This is a genomic window from Escherichia sp. E14V7, from assembly GCF_004212225.1.
Classification (GTDB): domain Bacteria; phylum Pseudomonadota; class Gammaproteobacteria; order Enterobacterales; family Enterobacteriaceae; genus Escherichia.
Window position 1 is genome coordinate 274708 of sequence record NZ_RHJJ01000001.1, and the last position, 17420, is coordinate 292127.

Below are 17420 nucleotides of genomic sequence, written 5' to 3' on the forward strand. Positions count from 1 at the left end.
GAAAAGTCCGGTAGCGGAACATTACCGCTACCGGGAGAATTTGTGCGTTAGCCGCTGAACTGGTCGGGATCAGGGCCGAGGCGTTTACCCTGGTCGAGTTTTGCAATGTCACCAAGTTCGTCTTTGTCGAGACGGAAATCCCAGACATCGAAGTTTTCGGCAATTCGTGAAGGGGTGACCGATTTCGGGATTACAACCAGACCGTTATCCAGATGCCAGCGGATAACAATCTGCGCCGGGGTTTTGCCATACTTATCTGCCAGATCGCGAATGATTTTCTGATCGAATACGCCTTTCCCGCCCTGGGCTAATGGGCTCCAGGATTCGGTCTGGATTTTGTGTGTGGCGTTCCAGGCATGCAACTGACGTTGCTGCATCAGCGGGTGAAGTTCTATCTGGTTAATGACAGGCGCCACGCCAGTTTCATCAATCAGACGCTGAAGATGGTGGATCTGGAAATTGCAGACGCCGATACTTTTGATTAATCCCTCTTTTTGCAGCTCAATCATTCCTTTCCATGCTTCGACATAATGGTCGATTGCGGGAACGGGCCAATGCATTAAGTAGAGGTCGATATAATCAAGCTGGAGTTTTTTCAGACTGTCGAGTAGGGCTTCGCGGGGGCGCTTGTGGTTGTCGTTCCACAGTTTCGTGGTGATGAACAGATCTTCTCTGTTAAGTGCGGAATTTTTCAGGGCTTTGCCGACACCTTCTTCGTTCTTGTAGGCTGCGGCGGTATCAATCGAACGATAACCCACTTCTAACGCTTTTTGAATAGCGGTGATAACTTCCTCATTACTTGCTTGCCAGACGCCCAGTCCCAGCTGGGGCATGACATTGCCGTCCTGTAGCTTAATAACGGTTGGATTAGCCATACGTTCCTCCTTATATGAACTCACCGGAGCAGGCTCCGGTGAGATGTTGTGAACTTAAGTCTGGACGAAATGCCCGAAAACGAAAGTTTGAGGCGTAAAAAGCTTAACGGGCGGCTTCGTAGATGCGGCGGCTGACTTCCAGTGTAATGTCATGATTTTCGCCCAGTTGGGTCATGCCGTGTTCTTCCAGTTTTTTCAGCAATGCCGGGATAGAGCTGCCGTCCAGACCGTAGTCGGAAAGATGTGTCGGCACGCCTAATTGCTCGAAGAAGTTACGGGTAGCAGCAATCGCGGCGTCAATGCGCTCGTCGTCGGAACCTTCGGTGATGTTCCAGACACGTTCAGCGTATTGCAGCAGTTTCGCGCGCTTGGTGTCGCGTTTTTCATTCCACAGTGCAGGCAGGACGATAGCCAGAGTTTGTGCGTGATCCAGACCGTGCATAGCGGTTAGTTCGTGGCCCAGCATATGCGTTGCCCAGTCCTGCGGTACGCCAGCGCCGATCAAACCGTTCAGCGCTTGGGTCGCCGCCCACATAACGTTGGCGCGAACATCGTAGTTTTCTGGTTCTTTCAGGGCTTTCGGGCCATCTTCGATCAGCGTCAGCAAAATGCCTTCTGCGAAGCGATCCTGAATTTTGGCATCAACCGGTTTGGTCACATACTGTTCTACGGTGTGCACAAAGGCGTCCACTACGCCGTTAGCCACCTGGCGCGGCGGCAGGGTATAGGTATAAACCGGATCGAGTACGGCAAATACCGGCTGAACATGGGCAGAATGGAACGCCTGCTTGTCGCCAGTGGTTTTACGGGAGATAACCGCGCCTGCGTTGGATTCTGAACCAGTTGCAGGCAGTGTCAGCACACAGCCCATCGGGATAGCGCTTTTAATCTCTTTGCCGCCAGTTTGCAGGATATGCCACGGATCGACGTTTTCAGGATAATTTGCCGCTGCGGCGATAAATTTGGTGCCATCCAGCACGGACCCGCCGCCAACCGCCAACAGGAAAGTCACTTTCTGTTCGCGAACCAGTTTTACGGCGTTCATCAGCGTTTCATAAGCCGGGTTTGGTTCGATACCGCCAAACTCCAGCACGTCCATACCTTTCAGTGCGTCCAGAACTTGATCGAGGACGCCGGTTTTTTTCACACTACCACCGCCGTAGGTAATCAATACGCGGGCGCCATGAGGAATTTGCTCGCGTAAACCAGCGATAGCGCCTTTACCAAACAGAATGCGGGTTGGGGTGTGCAGATTAAAGTTGTTCATTACTTGCTCCCTTTGCTGGGTCAATATGAGGGCAGAGATCGGTCTGCCTGATGTTTTTCATTGTGGTCGCCAGCGCCGTGGCTCTCAATGCTCATTTCTGCCAATGTCTTGCCTATTTCTCCAGAGTACTGGAGAAATGGTACAAAATTGCGCACAATCAAATTGCCGCATTATTCCTAAGAAATTACGCGATATGAAACGTGAAGAGATATGCCGCCTACTGACGGATAAAATTAATAGACTGAAAGATAAAGAAAATAGTTTGTCGGATATGTTGCCTGATGTGCGCTTATTGTATGGCGAGAACCCCGGTGCGCGTACGCCAGTGATGTATGAACCTGGCATCATAATTCTCTTTTCTGGGCATAAAATCGGTTATATCAATGAACGCGTGTTTCGCTATGACGCCAATGAATACCTGCTGCTGACGGTGCCGTTGCCGTTTGAGTGCGAAACCTATGCCACGCCAGAGGTGCCACTGGCGGGGGTGCGTCTCAATGTTGATATTTTACAGTTACAAGAGCTGTTGATGGACATTGGCGAAGATGAACATTTCCAGCCGTCGATGGCTGCCAGCGGTATTAATTCCGCTACATTGTCCGAAGAGATTTTATGCGCGGCGGAGCGGTTACTGGATGTGATGGAACGACCGCTGGATGCGCGCATTCTCGGTAAACAGATTATCCGCGAAATTCTGTACTATGTGCTGACGGGGCCTTGCGGCGGCGCGTTGCTGGCACTGGTAAGTCGCCAGACGCATTTCAGCCTGATTAGCCGCGTGCTGAAACGAATTGAGAATAAATACACCGAAAACCTGAGCGTTGAGCAACTGGCAGCAGAAGCCAATATGAGCGTTTCAGCGTTCCACCATAATTTTAAGTCTGTCACCAGTACCTCGCCGTTGCAGTATCTGAAGAATTACCGTCTGCATAAGGCGCGAATGATGATAATCCACGACGGCATGAAGGCCAGCGCGGCGGCGATGCGCGTCGGCTATGAAAGCGCGTCGCAATTTAGCCGTGAGTTTAAACGTTATTTCGGTGTGACGCCGGGAGAAGATGCAGCCAGAATGCGGGCGATGCAGGGGAGTTAAATGTGTTCCCGGCATGGCCACCGGGAACGGAGGAAATCGTCAGGCACTAGAGTACTTTTTTTTAATCACCACGAACAGCGTGCCTAACAAGCCAGCGGTTAGCAAGGCAATCGGCAGGATCATCAGGAACGTCATCACCTGATCTTCATGGCGTTTTACAAACGGGATCATGCTTAAGGCATAGCCAAAACTGGTTACCACGCTGACCCATAACAACCCGCTTAACCAGTTGAAAAACTGGAAGCGGCGATTTGGCAGTCCGGAAATCCCCGCCATGGTTGGCAGCAGCGTGCGGACAAAGGCGAGAAAACGTCCAGCAAGCAGCGCCAGCAGACCGTGGCGGTCAAACATACAGGTGGCGCGCTGGTGATATTTGGCCGGAAGCTGTGCCAGCCAGCCTTTCACCGTTTTGGTATTACCCAGCCAGCGTCCCTGAATATAACTCAACCAACAACCCAGGCTGGCTGCGGCAGTCAGAATCGTGATTGTTGGCAGAAAATCCATAACCCCTTGGGCAATCAATGCGCCAGCCAGAATCAACAAGCTGTCGCCAGGCAAAAATGAGGCGGGCAGCAGGCCGTTTTCTAAAAACAGCGTGGCAAACATGACAAAGTAAACAACGCTAACAATGTGAGGGTCCGCCAGCGCGGCAAAGTCATGTTGCCAGAGCGCAGCGATAATATCTTGAATAACAGCCATGGACTTTCCTGTGGAACAGCGTTTAAGCCTTAATTTGACTATTGTACTCCTGAATCGTCCGGGACGCCTTGATCCCGGACGCAACAATTTAAGACTATTCACAATTAAATGTCTGCAAAATTGTCCAAATTTGGCAATGTTACACAATTCGCGCGAAGCCGGCGTCCAGATCGGCAATCAGATCGTCGACGTTTTCCAGACCAATATGCAGGCGAATCAAGGTGCCGCTAAAATCGATCTTACCTTGCGGGCGGATGGCGGTGAGATGTTCTGGCTGGTTCGCGAGGATCAAGGATTCATACCCGCCCCATGAGAAGGCCATGCTGAATAAACTGAAGTTATCCAGATAGTTCGCCAGTTCTTCGTCATTAAGTTTTTTCTTCAGGACAAAGGAAAATAGTCCGCTGCTACCTGTAAAGTCTCGTTTCCAGAATTCATGGCCTTTACTGCCTGGCAGAGCAGGGTGGTTAACTCGCTCAACCTGCGGATGTGTGGCCAGCCATTCAGCCACTTTCAGGCTGCTTTCATGATGTTGGCGCAGACGCACGCCCAGTGTACGCAGGCCACGACTGGTCATATAGGCGGTATCTGCGTCGACCATCTGCCCCATCAGATAGGCATTTTCCCGCAGTTGCTCCCAGCAACGGGCATTGCACACGGCAGTGCCAATCATCGCATCTGAATGCCCTACCAGATATTTGGTGGCGGCCTGAATAGAAACATCAATACCAAAATCAAGAGCTTTGAACAGCACTCCGGCAGCCCAGGTGTTATCGATCATAATGATGGCGTCCGGCACCACACTGCGTACGGCGGCAACAATCGCCGGAACGTCGTGGACTTCCATGGTGATGGAGCCTGGCGATTCCAGAAACACGATTTTAGTGTTTGGCTGCAGATGTTTAACGATATCGGCACCAATCAGCGGATCAAACCATGATGTCGTTACGCCCAACTTGCTGAGGATTTTGCTACAGAAATCCTGGCTCGGCTCGTAGGCGGTATTTGTCATCAACACATGATCGCCCTGTTCAACAAAAGCAAGAATGGAATTGGCAACCGCTGCCGCCCCGCAAGGAAACAGCGCGCAACCTGCGCCACCTTCCAGTTCGCACATCGCTTCTTGTAAGGAGAAATGGGTTAACGTTCCGCGCCGTCCATAGAACAACTCGCCATTGGCGCGATTGCGCGTCGCATGTTTTTTGGCTTCCACACTGTCAAAGACCAGCGAAGAGGCGCGCTGAATCACGCTATTTACCGCGCCGAGAGTGTATTTTTGGCTGCGTCCTGCATTGACCAGTTGAGTATCAAGTTGTTTGTCTGCCATGTTGGGATTCCTGTTTTTATACGTCTGGATGTCTAAACTAGCACGAATGAGGTTATGCGCATCCTGAAGAATTGGCATAAAGCAGAAAAATTTCGCAAAAGGTGTACTGGTGACTTTTTTACTGCGTAAACGCAAAGAAAAGAAAGCAAAGGTACGGCAGTATGCAAATAGTAATGAGAACGACTATCAATTCGACGTCGTTTTGATATTATTGTGCGCAGATTTTGTGACTTGCGTCCTGGAGATACACAGTGGGTAATAATTTAATGCAGACGGACCTTTCCGTCTGGGGTATGTATCAGCACGCCGATATTGTCGTTAAGTGCGTGATGATTGGGCTTATTTTGGCCTCCGTAGTCACCTGGGCAATCTTTTTCAGTAAGAGCGTAGAGTTCTTCAACCAGAAGCGTCGCCTGAAGCGCGAGCAGCAACTGCTGGCTGAAGCACGCTCTTTAAACCAGGCCAGCGATATCGCCGCTGATTTTGGTAGCAAAAGCTTAAGCTTGCATTTGCTCAATGAAGCGCAAAATGAGCTGGAACTGTCGGAAGGCAGCGACGATAACGAAGGTATTAAAGAGCGTACCAGTTTCCGCCTTGAGCGTCGGGTCGCCGCAGTAGGTCGTCAAATGGGCCGCGGTAACGGTTATCTTGCTACCATCGGCGCAATTTCGCCGTTCGTTGGTCTGTTTGGTACGGTCTGGGGCATCATGAACAGCTTTATTGGTATCGCGCAAACGCAAACTACCAACCTGGCAGTGGTTGCACCGGGTATTGCAGAAGCGTTGCTGGCAACGGCAATCGGTCTGGTGGCAGCGATTCCGGCGGTCGTTATCTATAACGTATTTGCACGCCAGATTGGCGGCTTTAAAGCGATGCTTGGCGATGTCGCAGCGCAGGTATTGTTGCTGCAAAGCCGTGACCTGGATCTGGAAGCCAGCGCCGCTGCGCATCCGGTTCGTGTTGCACAAAAATTACGCGCAGGATAATGTCCGATGGCAATGCATCTTAACGAAAACCTCGACGATAACGGCGAAATGCATGATATCAACGTGACGCCGTTTATCGACGTGATGTTGGTTCTGCTGATTATCTTTATGGTGGCGGCACCGTTAGCGACGGTAGATGTGAAGGTGAACTTGCCTGCTTCTACCAGCACGCCGCAGCCGCGCCCGGAAAAACCGGTTTATCTGTCGGTGAAGGCGGACAACTCAATGTTTATCGGTAACGATCCGGTCACCGATGAAACGATGGTTACGGCGCTGAATGCGTTAACCGAAGGTAAGAAAGATACCACCATCTTCTTCCATGCAGATAAGACCGTCGACTACGAGATGTTGATGAAGGTAATGGATAAGCTGCATCAGGCAGGTTACCTGAAGATTGGTCTGGTCGGCGAAGAAACTGCCAAAGCGAAGTAAAGCGAATTGCCTGATGCGCTACGCTTATCTGGCCTACAAAATTTATCGCAACGTGTTGAGTTTTCATGAGTTTGTAGGTCGGATAAGGCGTTTACGCCGCATCCGGCAAGGTTAAAAGCACAATGATGCCCGGTTGCTATCACACAACCGGGTATTTTTTAGCCTAAATGTTCGCCGCCACACACGCCGTGTACTTCTGCGGTGACATAGCTCGACTCCTGACTTGCCAGATAAACATATACAGGGGCCAGCTCCGCCGGTTGCCCCGCACGTTTCATCGGTGTTTTCTGACCAAACTGCGGGATCTTATCCTGCGTCTGTCCGCCGGAAATTTGCAGTGCTGTCCAGATAGGGCCTGGCGCGACAATATTCACCCGAATACCTTTCTCCGCGACCTGTTTTGCCAGGCCACGGCTGTAGTTCAGAATCGCCGCCTTCGTAGCCGCATAGTCCAGCAAATGCGGGCTTGGCTGGTAGGCCTGGATTGACGAAGTGGTGATGATACTGGCGCCTTTCGGTAGCAGGGGAATTGCTTCCTGGGTTAGCCAGAACAGCGCGAAAACGTTAATGGCAAAGGTCTTTTGAAACTGTTCGCTGGTGAGCTCTGCAATATCAGGAATGGCAACCTGTTTCCCGGCGACCAGCGCCATAATATCCAGCCCGCCTAACGCCTTATGCGCGTCGTGAACCAGCGAACGGGCAAATTTCTCATCGCTTAAATCGCCCGGCAGCAGAATGGCTTTGCGTCCGCATTCTTCAATGATCTTTTTCACATCCTGAGCATCTTCTTCTTCCACGGGAAGATAACTGATCGCCACGTCAGCGCCTTCACGCGCGTAAGCGATGGCGGCAGCGCGACCGATTCCGGAATCGCCCCCTGTCACCAGTGCTTTACGATCTTTCAGGCGACCGCTACCGACATAGGTTTTCTCGCCGCAATCTGGCACGGGCGTCATCTTCGCCTGGATGCCGGGCGCTGGTTGTTTCTGTTTGGGATATTCACCAGTGTAATACTGTGTGGTCGGGTCTTTTAAATGAGACATCGCTTTTCTCCCTTCAGGTTCAACGTCCTTTAAGGGTAGACGCACGCGCCACGGTAATCAGGGAACCAGGAAGATCCCTAAATCTCAGAATTATGCGACAACGGTTTAACGTATATGTTGATTTGCTGTTGCGTGCTGTTAACTCAATTGCGATATACTGTTGCCCGTTTTAACTACACGACAGGAATGTATGGAACGTTTTCTTGAAAATGCAATGTATGCTTCTCGCTGGCTGCTTGCCCCCGTGTACTTTGGCCTTTCGCTGGCGCTGGTTGCCCTGGCGCTGAAGTTCTTTCAGGAGATTATTCACGTCCTGCCGAATATCTTCTCAATGGCAGAATCAGATTTGATCCTCGTGTTGCTGTCGCTGGTGGATATGACGCTGGTTGGCGGTTTGCTGGTGATGGTGATGTTTTCCGGTTATGAGAATTTCGTCTCGCAGCTGGATATCTCCGAGAACAAAGAGAAACTGAACTGGCTGGGGAAAATGGACGCAACGTCGCTAAAAAACAAAGTGGCAGCGTCGATTGTGGCAATCTCTTCCATTCACTTACTGCGCGTCTTTATGGATGCGAAAAATGTCCCGGATAACAAACTGATGTGGTACGTCATTATCCATCTGACGTTTGTGCTTTCTGCATTTGTGATGGGCTATCTTGACCGACTAACTCGTCATAATCACTGATCTGATTCGGGCGCGGTTCTCGCGCCCGGTATGAACTTGTTATTTATCGGAAGATGCTTGCCACAGGTTTAGCTCGCCATCGGCAATATGCTGGTCAATCTGCGCCAGTTCTTCGGCACTAAACGCCAGATTATTCAATGCCTGTACGTTCTCCTCCAGTTGCTCCGGACGGCTGGCACCAATCAATACCGACGTCACTCGCTCATCTTTCAGCAACCAGCTTAACGCCATTTGCGCCATAGACTGACCGCGCTGCTGTGCCATTTCATTCAATAACCGCAGGCTGTTGAGGTTAGCTTCGGTGAGCATTTTCGGTGTCAGGCCGCGCACTTTATGACCTTCGCGATGCATCCGTGAATCTTCAGGAATGCCGTTGAGATATTTTCCGGTCAGCAATCCCTGGGCCAGTGGGGTGAAGGCAATGCAGCCCACGCCGTTATTTTGCAGGGTATCCAGCAGGCCGCTTTTATCCACCCAGCGGTTCAGTAAATTGTATGAAGGCTGATGAATTAACAGCGGAATTTTCCACTCGCGCAGCAACTCGACCATTTTTTGCGTCCGCTCTGGCGAGTATGAAGAGATCCCAACATACAGCGCCTTACCACTTTGCACCGCATGGGCAAGCGCAGAGGCGGTTTCCTCCATTGGCGTATTTTCATCGACACGGTGCGAGTAAAAGATATCGACATACTCAAGCCCCATACGCTTCAGGCTTTGGTCGAGACTGGCGAGCAGGTATTTACGCGACCCGCCAGAGCCATACGGGCCAGGCCACATATCATAGCCAGCTTTGGTGGAGATAATTAACTCGTCACGATAAGGCGCAAAATCTTCCCATAACAGACGACCAAAGTTCTCTTCTGCACTTCCTGGAGGCGGGCCGTAATTGTTGGCTAAATCAAAGTGCGTAATGCCTAAATCAAACGCTTTACGCAGGATCGCACGCTGTGATTCCAGCGCGTTAACGTGACCGAAATTGTGCCATAAACCGAGCGATAACGCGGGCAGGCGTAAACCGCTTTTTCCGCAATAGCGGTACTGCATCTGCCCGTAACGTTCGGGATTCGCTAACCAGACCATGACATCTCCTTTCCACCATTCAATTTCGAAACAATGTTTCTAGTCTAGCGATTTACCAGGACGTATCCCGTAGCATCGCTCACAGAGTGACGAAAAACTGGGCAAAAACACACGCTTATGCTTTGCTTAAAAAAACAACAGCTGAGGAGTAAAACGATGCCGCGTTTGACCGCCAAAGATTTTCCGCAAGAGTTGCTGGATTACTACGACTATTACGCTCATGGGAAAATATCAAAACGTGAGTTTCTCAACCTGGCAGCGAAGTACGCGGTGGGCGGGATGACGGCGTTAGCGTTGTTTGATTTGCTTAAGCCAAATTACGCGTGGGCGACCCAGGTGGAGTTTACTGACCCGGAGATTATCGCTGAGTACATCACGTATCCTTCGCCAAATGGTCACGGCGAGGTTCGTGGTTATCTGGTGAAGCCTGCGAAGATGAGCGACAAAACACCCGCTGTGGTGGTGGTGCATGAAAATCGTGGGCTGAATCCGTATATCGAAGATGTAGCACGGCGGGTGGCGAAGGCGGGGTATATCGTCCTGGCACCTGACGGCTTAAGTTCCGTTGGAGGTTATCCGGGTAATGATGATAAAGGTCGTGAGCTGCAACAGCAGGTTGATCCAACCAAACTGATGAATGATTTCTTTGCCGCAATTGAGTTTATGCAACGCTATCCGCAAGCGACAGGCAAAGTGGGTATTACCGGATTTTGCTATGGCGGTGGCGTATCGAACGCGGCTGCCGTGGCGTATCCGGAACTGGCCTGCGCGGTGCCGTTTTATGGTCGTCAGGCACCCACTGCCGATGTGGCGAAGATTGAAGCGCCTTTACTGCTCCACTACGCGGAACTGGATACCCGAATCAACGAGGGCTGGCCCGCTTACGAGGCGGCGTTGAAGGCCAATAACAAAGTCTATGAAGCGTATATCTATCCGGGGGTTAACCATGGATTCCATAATGATTCCACGCCACGTTATGACAAATCAGCCGCCGATCTTGCCTGGCAAAGGACGCTGACATGGTTCGATAAATATCTTTCCTGAAGTGTTTATCCCTTAAAGGATAACGTCCTATATGTGCAGGAAAAAATAGCGTGCGTAAAAGTTGGAGTTTGCCTAAAATATCGCTATATATACTGATATATAACGTTTGAGGTAAACGATGAATAACCATTTCGGTAAAGGCTTAATGGCGGGATTAAAAGCAACGCATGCCGACAGTGCAGTTAATGTGACTAAATTTTGCGCCGATTATAAACGTGGTTTTGTATTAGGCTACTCGCACCGGATGTATGAAAAGACCGGCGATCGGCAGCTCAGCGCCTGGGAAGCGGGTATTCTGACGCGCCGTTATGGGCTGGATAAAGAGATGGTAATGGATTTCTTTCGTGAGAATAATTCCTGTTCTACGTTGCGCTTTTTTATGGCTGGTTATCGCCTCGAAAATTGATCAAACATACGTATTATCTTGCTTTAATTAATTACACTAATGCTTATTCCCTTCGTTTTAGCGCCCCGCCGCAGTATCATTGTAATGATAACCATAATAAATGTGTGGTAAATGGCGCATCGATCGCATTATTGATTTTGCGGTTGAGGCAAAATATATGCCAGGTCTTCGCAACGGAATAACAATAAATGACTGGAGATAACACCCTCATCCATTCTCACGGCATTAATCGTCGTGATTTCATGAAGCTTTGTGCAGCATTAGCCGCCACCATGGGGTTAAGTAGCAAAGCCGCCGCAGAGATGGCCGAATCGGTCACTAACCCGCAGCGCCCGCCGGTTATCTGGATTGGCGCGCAGGAATGCACCGGTTGTACGGAATCTCTGCTTCGTGCGACGCATCCAACGGTAGAAAACCTCGTGCTGGAGACTATCTCTCTGGAGTATCACGAAGTGCTTTCTGCCGCCTTCGGCCATCAGGTTGAAGAGAACAAACACAACGCACTTGAGAAGTACAAAGGGCAGTATGTGTTGGTTGTGGATGGTTCCATCCCATTAAAAGATAACGGTATTTATTGCATGGTAGCCGGTGAGCCGATTGTGGATCACATCCGCAAAGCGGCAGAAGGCGCAGCAGCAATTATCGCTATCGGTTCCTGCTCCGCGTGGGGCGGTGTTGCCGCGGCTGGGGTTAACCCAACCGGCGCGGTCAGCCTGCAAGAAGTTCTGCCAGGCAAAACTGTAATCAATATTCCTGGCTGCCCGCCAAACCCGCACAACTTCCTCGCGACCGTTGCGCACCTCATCACTTACGGCAAACCGCCGAAGCTGGATGATAAAAACCGTCCGACCTTCGCCTATGGTCGTCTGATTCACGAACACTGCGAACGCCGCCCGCACTTTGATGCTGGTCGTTTTGCCAAAGAGTTCGGTGATGAAGGCCACCGTGAAGGCTGGTGCCTGTACCACCTCGGCTGTAAAGGGCCAGAAACTTACGGCAACTGCTCAACGCTGCAATTCTGCGACGTTGGCGGCGTGTGGCCGGTGGCAATTGGTCACCCATGCTATGGCTGTAACGAAGAAGGTATCGGCTTCCATAAAGGCATCCATCAGCTTGCCAACGTCGAAAACCAGACTCCGCGTTCACAAAAACCGGACGTCAACGCTAAAGAAGGCGGCAACGTCTCTGCGGGCGCTATCGGTTTGCTCGGCGGTGTGGTTGGGCTGGTTGCCGGTGTCAGCGTGATGGCGGTGCGTGAACTGGGTCGTCAGCAAAAGAAAGATAACGCTGACTCACGGGGAGAATAACCGTGAACAGACGTAATTTTATTAAAGCAGCCTCCTGCGGGGCATTGCTGACGGGCGCACTGCCGTCTGTCAGTCATGCGGCTGCTGAAAACCGCCCGCCAATTCCGGGATCGCTTGGGATGTTGTACGACTCGACTTTGTGCGTAGGCTGTCAGGCTTGCGTCACCAAGTGTCAGGATATCAACTTCCCTGAACGTAACCCACAAGGGGAACAGACCTGGTCGAACAACGACAAACTGTCGCCGTATACCAATAACATCATTCAGGTGTGGACCAGCGGCATTGGCGTCAACAAAGACCAGGAGGAGAACGGCTACGCGTACATTAAGAAACAGTGTATGCATTGCGTCGATCCGAACTGTGTCTCCGTGTGTCCGGTTTCTGCACTGAAAAAAGATCCGAAAACCGGCATTGTCCATTACGACAAAGACGTGTGCACCGGCTGCCGTTACTGCATGGTTGCCTGTCCGTACAACGTGCCGAAGTACGACTACAACAACCCGTTTGGTGCGCTGCATAAATGTGAGCTGTGCAACCAGAAAGGTGTGGAACGCCTCGATAAAGGCGGTCTGCCAGGTTGCGTAGAAGTGTGTCCGGCGGGGGCGGTGATTTTTGGTACGCGTGAAGAGCTGATGGCGGAGGCGAAAAAACGTCTGGCGCTGAAGCCTGGCAGCGAATACCACTATCCGCGTCAGACGCTGAAATCTGGCGACACTTACCTGCACACGGTGCCGAAATATTATCCGCATCTGTACGGCGAGAAAGAGGGCGGCGGTACTCAGGTTCTGGTACTGACGGGTGTGCCTTATGAAAATCTCGACCTGCCGAAACTGGACGATCTTTCTACCGGTGCGCGTTCCGAAAATATTCAACACACCCTGTATAAAGGCATGATGCTACCACTGGCTGTGCTGGCGGGCTTAACCGTGCTGGTTCGTCGCAACACCAAAAACGACCATCACGACGGAGGAGACGATCATGAGTCATGATCCACAACCGCTGGGCGGCAAAATCATCAGTAAACCGGTCATGATTTTTGGACCGTTAATCGTCATCTGTATGCTCCTGATTGTGAAGCGTCTGGTGTTCGGTCTGGGCTCTGTCTCTGACCTGAACGGCGGCTTCCCGTGGGGCGTGTGGATCGCGTTTGACCTGTTGATCGGCACCGGCTTTGCCTGTGGCGGCTGGGCGCTGGCGTGGGCGGTATACGTCTTTAACCGTGGGCAATACCATCCGCTGGTGCGTCCGGCGCTGTTGGCGAGTCTGTTTGGTTACTCACTGGGTGGTTTGTCGATCACCATCGACGTTGGTCGCTACTGGAACCTGCCGTACTTCTACATTCCGGGTCACTTCAACGTGAACTCGGTACTGTTCGAGACGGCGGTCTGTATGACCATCTACATCGGCGTGATGGCACTGGAGTTTGCTCCGGCACTGTTTGAACGTCTGGGCTGGAAAGTGTCGCTCAAGCGTCTGAACAAGGTGATGTTCTTCATCATCGCGCTCGGTGCGCTGCTGCCAACTATGCACCAGTCTTCAATGGGGTCGCTGATGATCTCGGCGGGCTACAAAGTGCATCCGTTGTGGCAGAGCTATGAAATGTTGCCGCTGTTCTCGCTGCTGACGGCGTTCATCATGGGCTTCTCGATTGTCATCTTTGAAGGTTCGCTGGTGCAGGCGGGTCTGCGTGGCAACGGTCCGGATGAAAAGAGCCTGTTCGTCAAGCTGACCAACACCATCAGTGTGTTGCTGGCGATTTTCATCGTGCTGCGCTTTGGCGAGCTAATCTACCGCGACAAGCTGTCGTTAGCGTTTGCCGGTGACTTCTACTCCGTGATGTTCTGGATTGAAGTCCTGCTGATGCTCTTCCCGCTGGTGGTTTTGCGTGTGGCGAAGCTGCGTAATGATTCCCGCATGCTGTTCCTGTCGGCACTGAGCGCGCTGTTAGGTTGTGCAACCTGGCGTCTGACCTATTCGCTGGTGGCATTCAACCCGGGCGGCGGTTACGCCTACTTCCCGACCTGGGAAGAACTGTTGATTTCTATTGGTTTTGTGGCTATTGAGATTTGCGCTTACATCGTACTCATTCGTCTACTGCCGATACTTCCTCCTTTAAAACAAAACGATCATAATCGTCATGAGGCGAGCAAAGCATGAGCCAGAGAATTACTATTGATCCGGTAACCCGAATTGAAGGGCATTTACGCATCGATTGCGAAATCGAAAATGGCGTCGTTTCGAAAGCATGGGCTTCCGGTACCATGTGGCGCGGCATGGAAGAGATCGTGAAAAACCGCGATCCGCGCGATGCATGGATGATTGTGCAACGTATCTGTGGCGTATGTACTACTACTCACGCGCTGTCTTCCGTCCGTGCGGCAGAAAGTGCGCTGAATATCGACGTTCCGGTTAACGCGCAATACATCCGTAACATCATTCTGGCTGCGCACACCACGCATGACCATATCGTTCATTTCTATCAGCTTTCGGCGCTGGACTGGGTGGACATCACTTCTGCATTGCAAGCTGATCCAACCAAAGCCTCCGAAATGCTGAAAGGCGTTTCGACCTGGCATCTGAACAGCCCGGAAGAGTTCACCAAAGTTCAGAACAAGATCAAAGATCTGGTTGCCAGCGGTCAGTTGGGTATTTTCGCCAATGGCTACTGGGGTCACCCGGCGATGAAACTGCCGCCGGAAGTGAACCTGATTGCGGTAGCGCACTACCTGCAAGCGCTGGAGTGCCAGCGTGACGCTAACCGCGTCGTGGCGCTGCTGGGCGGTAAAACGCCGCACATTCAGAACCTGGCGGTAGGTGGTGTCGCGAACCCGATCAACCTCGACGGTCTGGGTGTGCTGAACCTTGAGCGCCTGATGTACATCAAGTCCTTCATCGACAAGCTGAGCGACTTTGTTGAGCAGGTTTACAAGGTTGATACCGCCGTTATCGCCGCGTTCTACCCGGAATGGCTGACGCGCGGTAAAGGAGCGGTGAACTACCTGAGCGTGCCGGAATTCCCGACCGACAGTAAAAACGGCAGCTTCCTGTTCCCGGGCGGCTACATTGAGAATGCGGATCTGTCCTCGTATCGTCCGATCACTTCTCATTCCGATGAATACCTGATCAAAGGAATTCAGGAAAGCGCGAAGCACTCCTGGTATAAGGACGAAGCGCCGCAGGCTCCGTGGGAAGGTACCACCATTCCGGCTTATGATGGTTGGTCTGACGACGGTAAATATTCCTGGGTGAAATCACCGACTTTCTACGGCAAAACGGTAGAAGTGGGGCCGCTGGCTAACATGCTGGTAAAACTGGCGGCAGGTCGCGAGTCTACCCAGAACAAACTGAATGAAATCGTTGCGATTTATCAGAAACTGACTGGCAACACGCTGGAAGTGGCGCAGCTGCACTCTACGCTGGGCCGTATTATTGGTCGTACCGTTCACTGCTGCGAATTGCAGGATATCCTGCAAAACCAATACAGTGCACTGATCACCAATATCGGCAAAGGCGATCACACCACCTTTGTGAAGCCGAACATTCCGGCAACGGGTGAGTTCAAAGGTGTTGGCTTCCTCGAAGCGCCGCGCGGTATGCTCTCTCACTGGATGGTTATTAAAGACGGTATCATCAGCAACTACCAGGCGGTTGTTCCATCAACCTGGAACTCTGGTCCGCGTAACTTCAATGATGACGTCGGTCCGTACGAGCAGTCGCTGGTGGGTACACCGGTTGCCGATCCGAATAAACCGCTGGAAGTGGTGCGCACCATTCACTCCTTCGACCCGTGCATGGCCTGTGCGGTACACGTAGTGGATGCCGACGGCAACGAAGTGGTTTCAGTGAAGGTTCTGTAATGCGTATTTTAGTCTTAGGGGTCGGCAATATTTTGCTGACCGATGAAGCCATCGGTGTGCGGATTGTTGAAGCGTTAGAGCAACGATACATTCTGCCGGATTATGTTGAGATCCTCGATGGCGGCACGGCGGGAATGGAGCTGCTTGGTGACATGGCAAATCGCGATCATCTGATTATCGCCGATGCCATTGTCTCGAAAAAGAACGCGCCGGGAACGATGATGATCCTGCGGGATGAAGAAGTTCCGGCGTTGTTTACCAACAAAATCTCTCCGCATCAGCTTGGCCTGGCCGACGTCTTGTCGGCCCTGCGCTTCACCGGTGAGTTTCCGAAAAAGCTGACCCTGGTCGGCGTGATCCCGGAATCACTGGAGCCGCACATCGGCTTAACGCCGACGGTTGAAGCAATGATTGAACCTGCGCTTGAGCAGGTTCTGGCTGCGCTGCGCGAATCAGGCGTGGAAGCCATCCCACGGGAGGCGACTCATGACTGAAGAGATAGCAGGTTTCCAGACCTCCCCGAAGGCGCAAGTACAGGCAGCGTTTGAAGAAATTGCCCGGCGTTCGATGCACGATCTCTCTTTTCTGCATCCTTCAATGCCGGTGTATGTTTCCGACTTTACGCTGTTCGAAGGTCAGTGGACGGGGTGTGTGATCACCCCGTGGATGCTGAGTGCAGTTATCTTCCCCGGCCCGGATCAACTCTGGCCGCTGCGCAAAGTGAGTGAAAAAATCGGTCTGCAACTGCCGTATGGCACTATGACCTTTACCGTTGGCGAACTGGACGGTGTTTCTCAATATCTCTCCTGTTCGCTGATGTCGCCGCTTTCGCACAGCATGTCGATTGAAGAGGGCCAACGCCTGACGGATGACTGCGCGCGAATGATCCTTTCGCTGCCAGTCACTAATCCGGATGTACCACATGCAGGGCGTCGCGCCCTGCTGTTTGGTCGCAGGAGTGGCGAAAATGCATGAGTTGTCGCTTTGCCAGAGCGCCGTTGAGATTATCCAACGGCAGGCGGAGCAGCACGATGTTAAGCGCGTCACCGCCGTGTGGCTGGAAATTGGCGCGCTCTCCTGCGTTGAGGAGAGCGCCGTCCGTTTTAGTTTTGAAATTGTCTGCCAGGGAACGGTGGCGCAAGGGTGCGATTTACATATCGTCTATAAACCCGCCCAGGCCTGGTGTTGGGATTGCAGCCAGGTGGTGGAGATTCATCAGCACGATGCGCAGTGTCCGATCTGTCATGGCGAGCGGTTGCGTGTCGATACCGGCGATTCGCTGATCGTCAAAAGTATTGAAGTTGAATAACCGGAGTTAA

The 17420-nt window shown here is 51.9% G+C and carries 19 protein-coding genes; 13 read left to right on the forward strand and 6 right to left on the reverse strand.

Annotation, left to right across the window (positions count from 1 at the left end; genetic code table 11):
- Nucleotides 1-47 precede the first annotated feature (47 nt).
- Complete coding sequence (dkgA, locus tag D9741_RS01360; RefSeq protein ID WP_130218154.1) at nucleotides 48-875, reverse strand: 2,5-didehydrogluconate reductase DkgA; 828 nt, start codon at nucleotides 873-875, stop codon at nucleotides 48-50.
- Between the two features lie 103 nt (nucleotides 876-978).
- Complete coding sequence (yqhD, locus tag D9741_RS01365; RefSeq protein ID WP_130218152.1) at nucleotides 979-2142, reverse strand: alcohol dehydrogenase; 1164 nt, start codon at nucleotides 2140-2142, stop codon at nucleotides 979-981.
- Between the two features lie 193 nt (nucleotides 2143-2335).
- Between yqhD and yqhC the strand changes: the two genes are divergently transcribed.
- The gene (gene yqhC / locus D9741_RS01370; RefSeq protein ID WP_138158408.1) at nucleotides 2336-3235 is read left to right on the forward strand and encodes a DNA-binding transcriptional regulator YqhC; all 900 of its coding nucleotides are present in this window, start codon (nucleotides 2336-2338) and stop codon (nucleotides 3233-3235) included.
- Nucleotides 3236-3274: 39 nt separating this feature from the next.
- On the opposite strand, the gene yghB is transcribed toward yqhC, so the two are convergent.
- Nucleotides 3275-3934 carry a DedA family general envelope maintenance protein YghB gene (gene yghB, locus D9741_RS01375; RefSeq protein WP_064529651.1) on the reverse strand — a complete coding sequence of 220 codons (660 nt, stop codon included), beginning with the start codon at nucleotides 3932-3934 and terminating at the stop codon, nucleotides 3275-3277.
- 139 nt (nucleotides 3935-4073) lie between these two features.
- The gene (gene metC, locus D9741_RS01380; protein ID WP_130218150.1) at nucleotides 4074-5261 is read right to left on the reverse strand and encodes a cystathionine beta-lyase; all 1188 of its coding nucleotides are present in this window, start codon (nucleotides 5259-5261) and stop codon (nucleotides 4074-4076) included.
- 251 nt (nucleotides 5262-5512) lie between these two features.
- On the opposite strand from metC, the gene exbB reads away from it, so the two are divergent.
- Nucleotides 5513-6247, forward strand: coding sequence for a tol-pal system-associated acyl-CoA thioesterase (gene exbB / locus D9741_RS01385; protein WP_130208037.1), 735 nt, complete (start codon nucleotides 5513-5515; stop codon nucleotides 6245-6247).
- A gap of 6 nt (nucleotides 6248-6253) precedes the next feature.
- Complete coding sequence (exbD, locus tag D9741_RS01390; RefSeq protein ID WP_130218148.1) at nucleotides 6254-6679, forward strand: TonB system transport protein ExbD; 426 nt, start codon at nucleotides 6254-6256, stop codon at nucleotides 6677-6679.
- 158 nt (nucleotides 6680-6837) lie between these two features.
- Here the strand turns inward: exbD and yghA are convergent, their stop codons facing one another.
- Nucleotides 6838-7722, reverse strand: a complete 885-nt coding sequence (gene yghA / locus D9741_RS01395; RefSeq protein WP_130218146.1) for an NADP(+)-dependent aldehyde reductase — start codon at nucleotides 7720-7722, stop codon at nucleotides 6838-6840.
- Between the two features lie 190 nt (nucleotides 7723-7912).
- Here yghA and D9741_RS01400 point away from each other — a divergent pair, with 190 nt between their 5' ends.
- The gene (locus D9741_RS01400) at nucleotides 7913-8407 is read left to right on the forward strand and encodes a TIGR00645 family protein (RefSeq protein WP_000439331.1); all 495 of its coding nucleotides are present in this window, start codon (nucleotides 7913-7915) and stop codon (nucleotides 8405-8407) included.
- 39 nt (nucleotides 8408-8446) lie between these two features.
- On the opposite strand, the gene gpr is transcribed toward D9741_RS01400, so the two are convergent.
- Complete coding sequence (gene gpr / locus D9741_RS01405; protein WP_130218144.1) at nucleotides 8447-9487, reverse strand: L-glyceraldehyde 3-phosphate reductase; 1041 nt, start codon at nucleotides 9485-9487, stop codon at nucleotides 8447-8449.
- Nucleotides 9488-9643: 156 nt separating this feature from the next.
- Between gpr and yghX the strand changes: the two genes are divergently transcribed.
- The 9 genes from yghX (at nucleotide 9644) to hypA (ending at nucleotide 17410) form a co-directional block, all read left to right on the forward strand.
- Nucleotides 9644-10531 (forward strand): YghX family hydrolase, encoded by an 888-nt coding sequence (gene yghX, locus D9741_RS01410; protein ID WP_130218142.1) that lies wholly within the window; start codon nucleotides 9644-9646, stop codon nucleotides 10529-10531.
- A gap of 118 nt (nucleotides 10532-10649) precedes the next feature.
- A complete protein-coding gene (gene yghW, locus D9741_RS01415) occupies nucleotides 10650-10937 on the forward strand; it encodes a DUF2623 family protein YghW (protein ID WP_001059136.1) in 288 nt (95 codons plus the stop codon).
- Between the two features lie 188 nt (nucleotides 10938-11125).
- Nucleotides 11126-12244 carry a hydrogenase 2 small subunit gene (gene hybO / locus D9741_RS01420; RefSeq protein WP_130218140.1) on the forward strand — a complete coding sequence of 373 codons (1119 nt, stop codon included), beginning with the start codon at nucleotides 11126-11128 and terminating at the stop codon, nucleotides 12242-12244.
- Nucleotides 12245-12246: 2 nt separating this feature from the next.
- Nucleotides 12247-13233: a hydrogenase 2 operon protein HybA gene (gene hybA / locus D9741_RS01425; protein WP_130218138.1), complete on the forward strand. Its 987-nt coding sequence runs from the start codon at nucleotides 12247-12249 to the stop codon at nucleotides 13231-13233.
- Nucleotides 13223-14401, forward strand: a complete 1179-nt coding sequence (hybB, locus tag D9741_RS01430; protein WP_000017694.1) for a Ni/Fe-hydrogenase cytochrome b subunit — start codon at nucleotides 13223-13225, stop codon at nucleotides 14399-14401. Before hybA ends, hybB begins: the two co-directional genes overlap by 11 nt.
- Complete coding sequence (gene hybC, locus D9741_RS01435) at nucleotides 14398-16101, forward strand: hydrogenase 2 large subunit (RefSeq protein WP_000083065.1); 1704 nt, start codon at nucleotides 14398-14400, stop codon at nucleotides 16099-16101. The genes hybB and hybC overlap by 4 nt, the downstream gene beginning before the upstream one ends.
- Nucleotides 16101-16595, forward strand: coding sequence for a HyaD/HybD family hydrogenase maturation endopeptidase (locus tag D9741_RS01440; RefSeq protein ID WP_001221940.1), 495 nt, complete (start codon nucleotides 16101-16103; stop codon nucleotides 16593-16595). Before hybC ends, D9741_RS01440 begins: the two co-directional genes overlap by 1 nt.
- A complete protein-coding gene (hybE, locus tag D9741_RS01445) occupies nucleotides 16588-17076 on the forward strand; it encodes a hydrogenase-2 assembly chaperone (RefSeq protein ID WP_000134014.1) in 489 nt (162 codons plus the stop codon). Before D9741_RS01440 ends, hybE begins: the two co-directional genes overlap by 8 nt.
- Complete coding sequence (hypA, locus tag D9741_RS01450; RefSeq protein WP_000544956.1) at nucleotides 17069-17410, forward strand: hydrogenase maturation nickel metallochaperone HypA; 342 nt, start codon at nucleotides 17069-17071, stop codon at nucleotides 17408-17410. Before hybE ends, hypA begins: the two co-directional genes overlap by 8 nt.
- The last annotated feature ends 10 nt before the right edge of the window (nucleotides 17411-17420 follow it).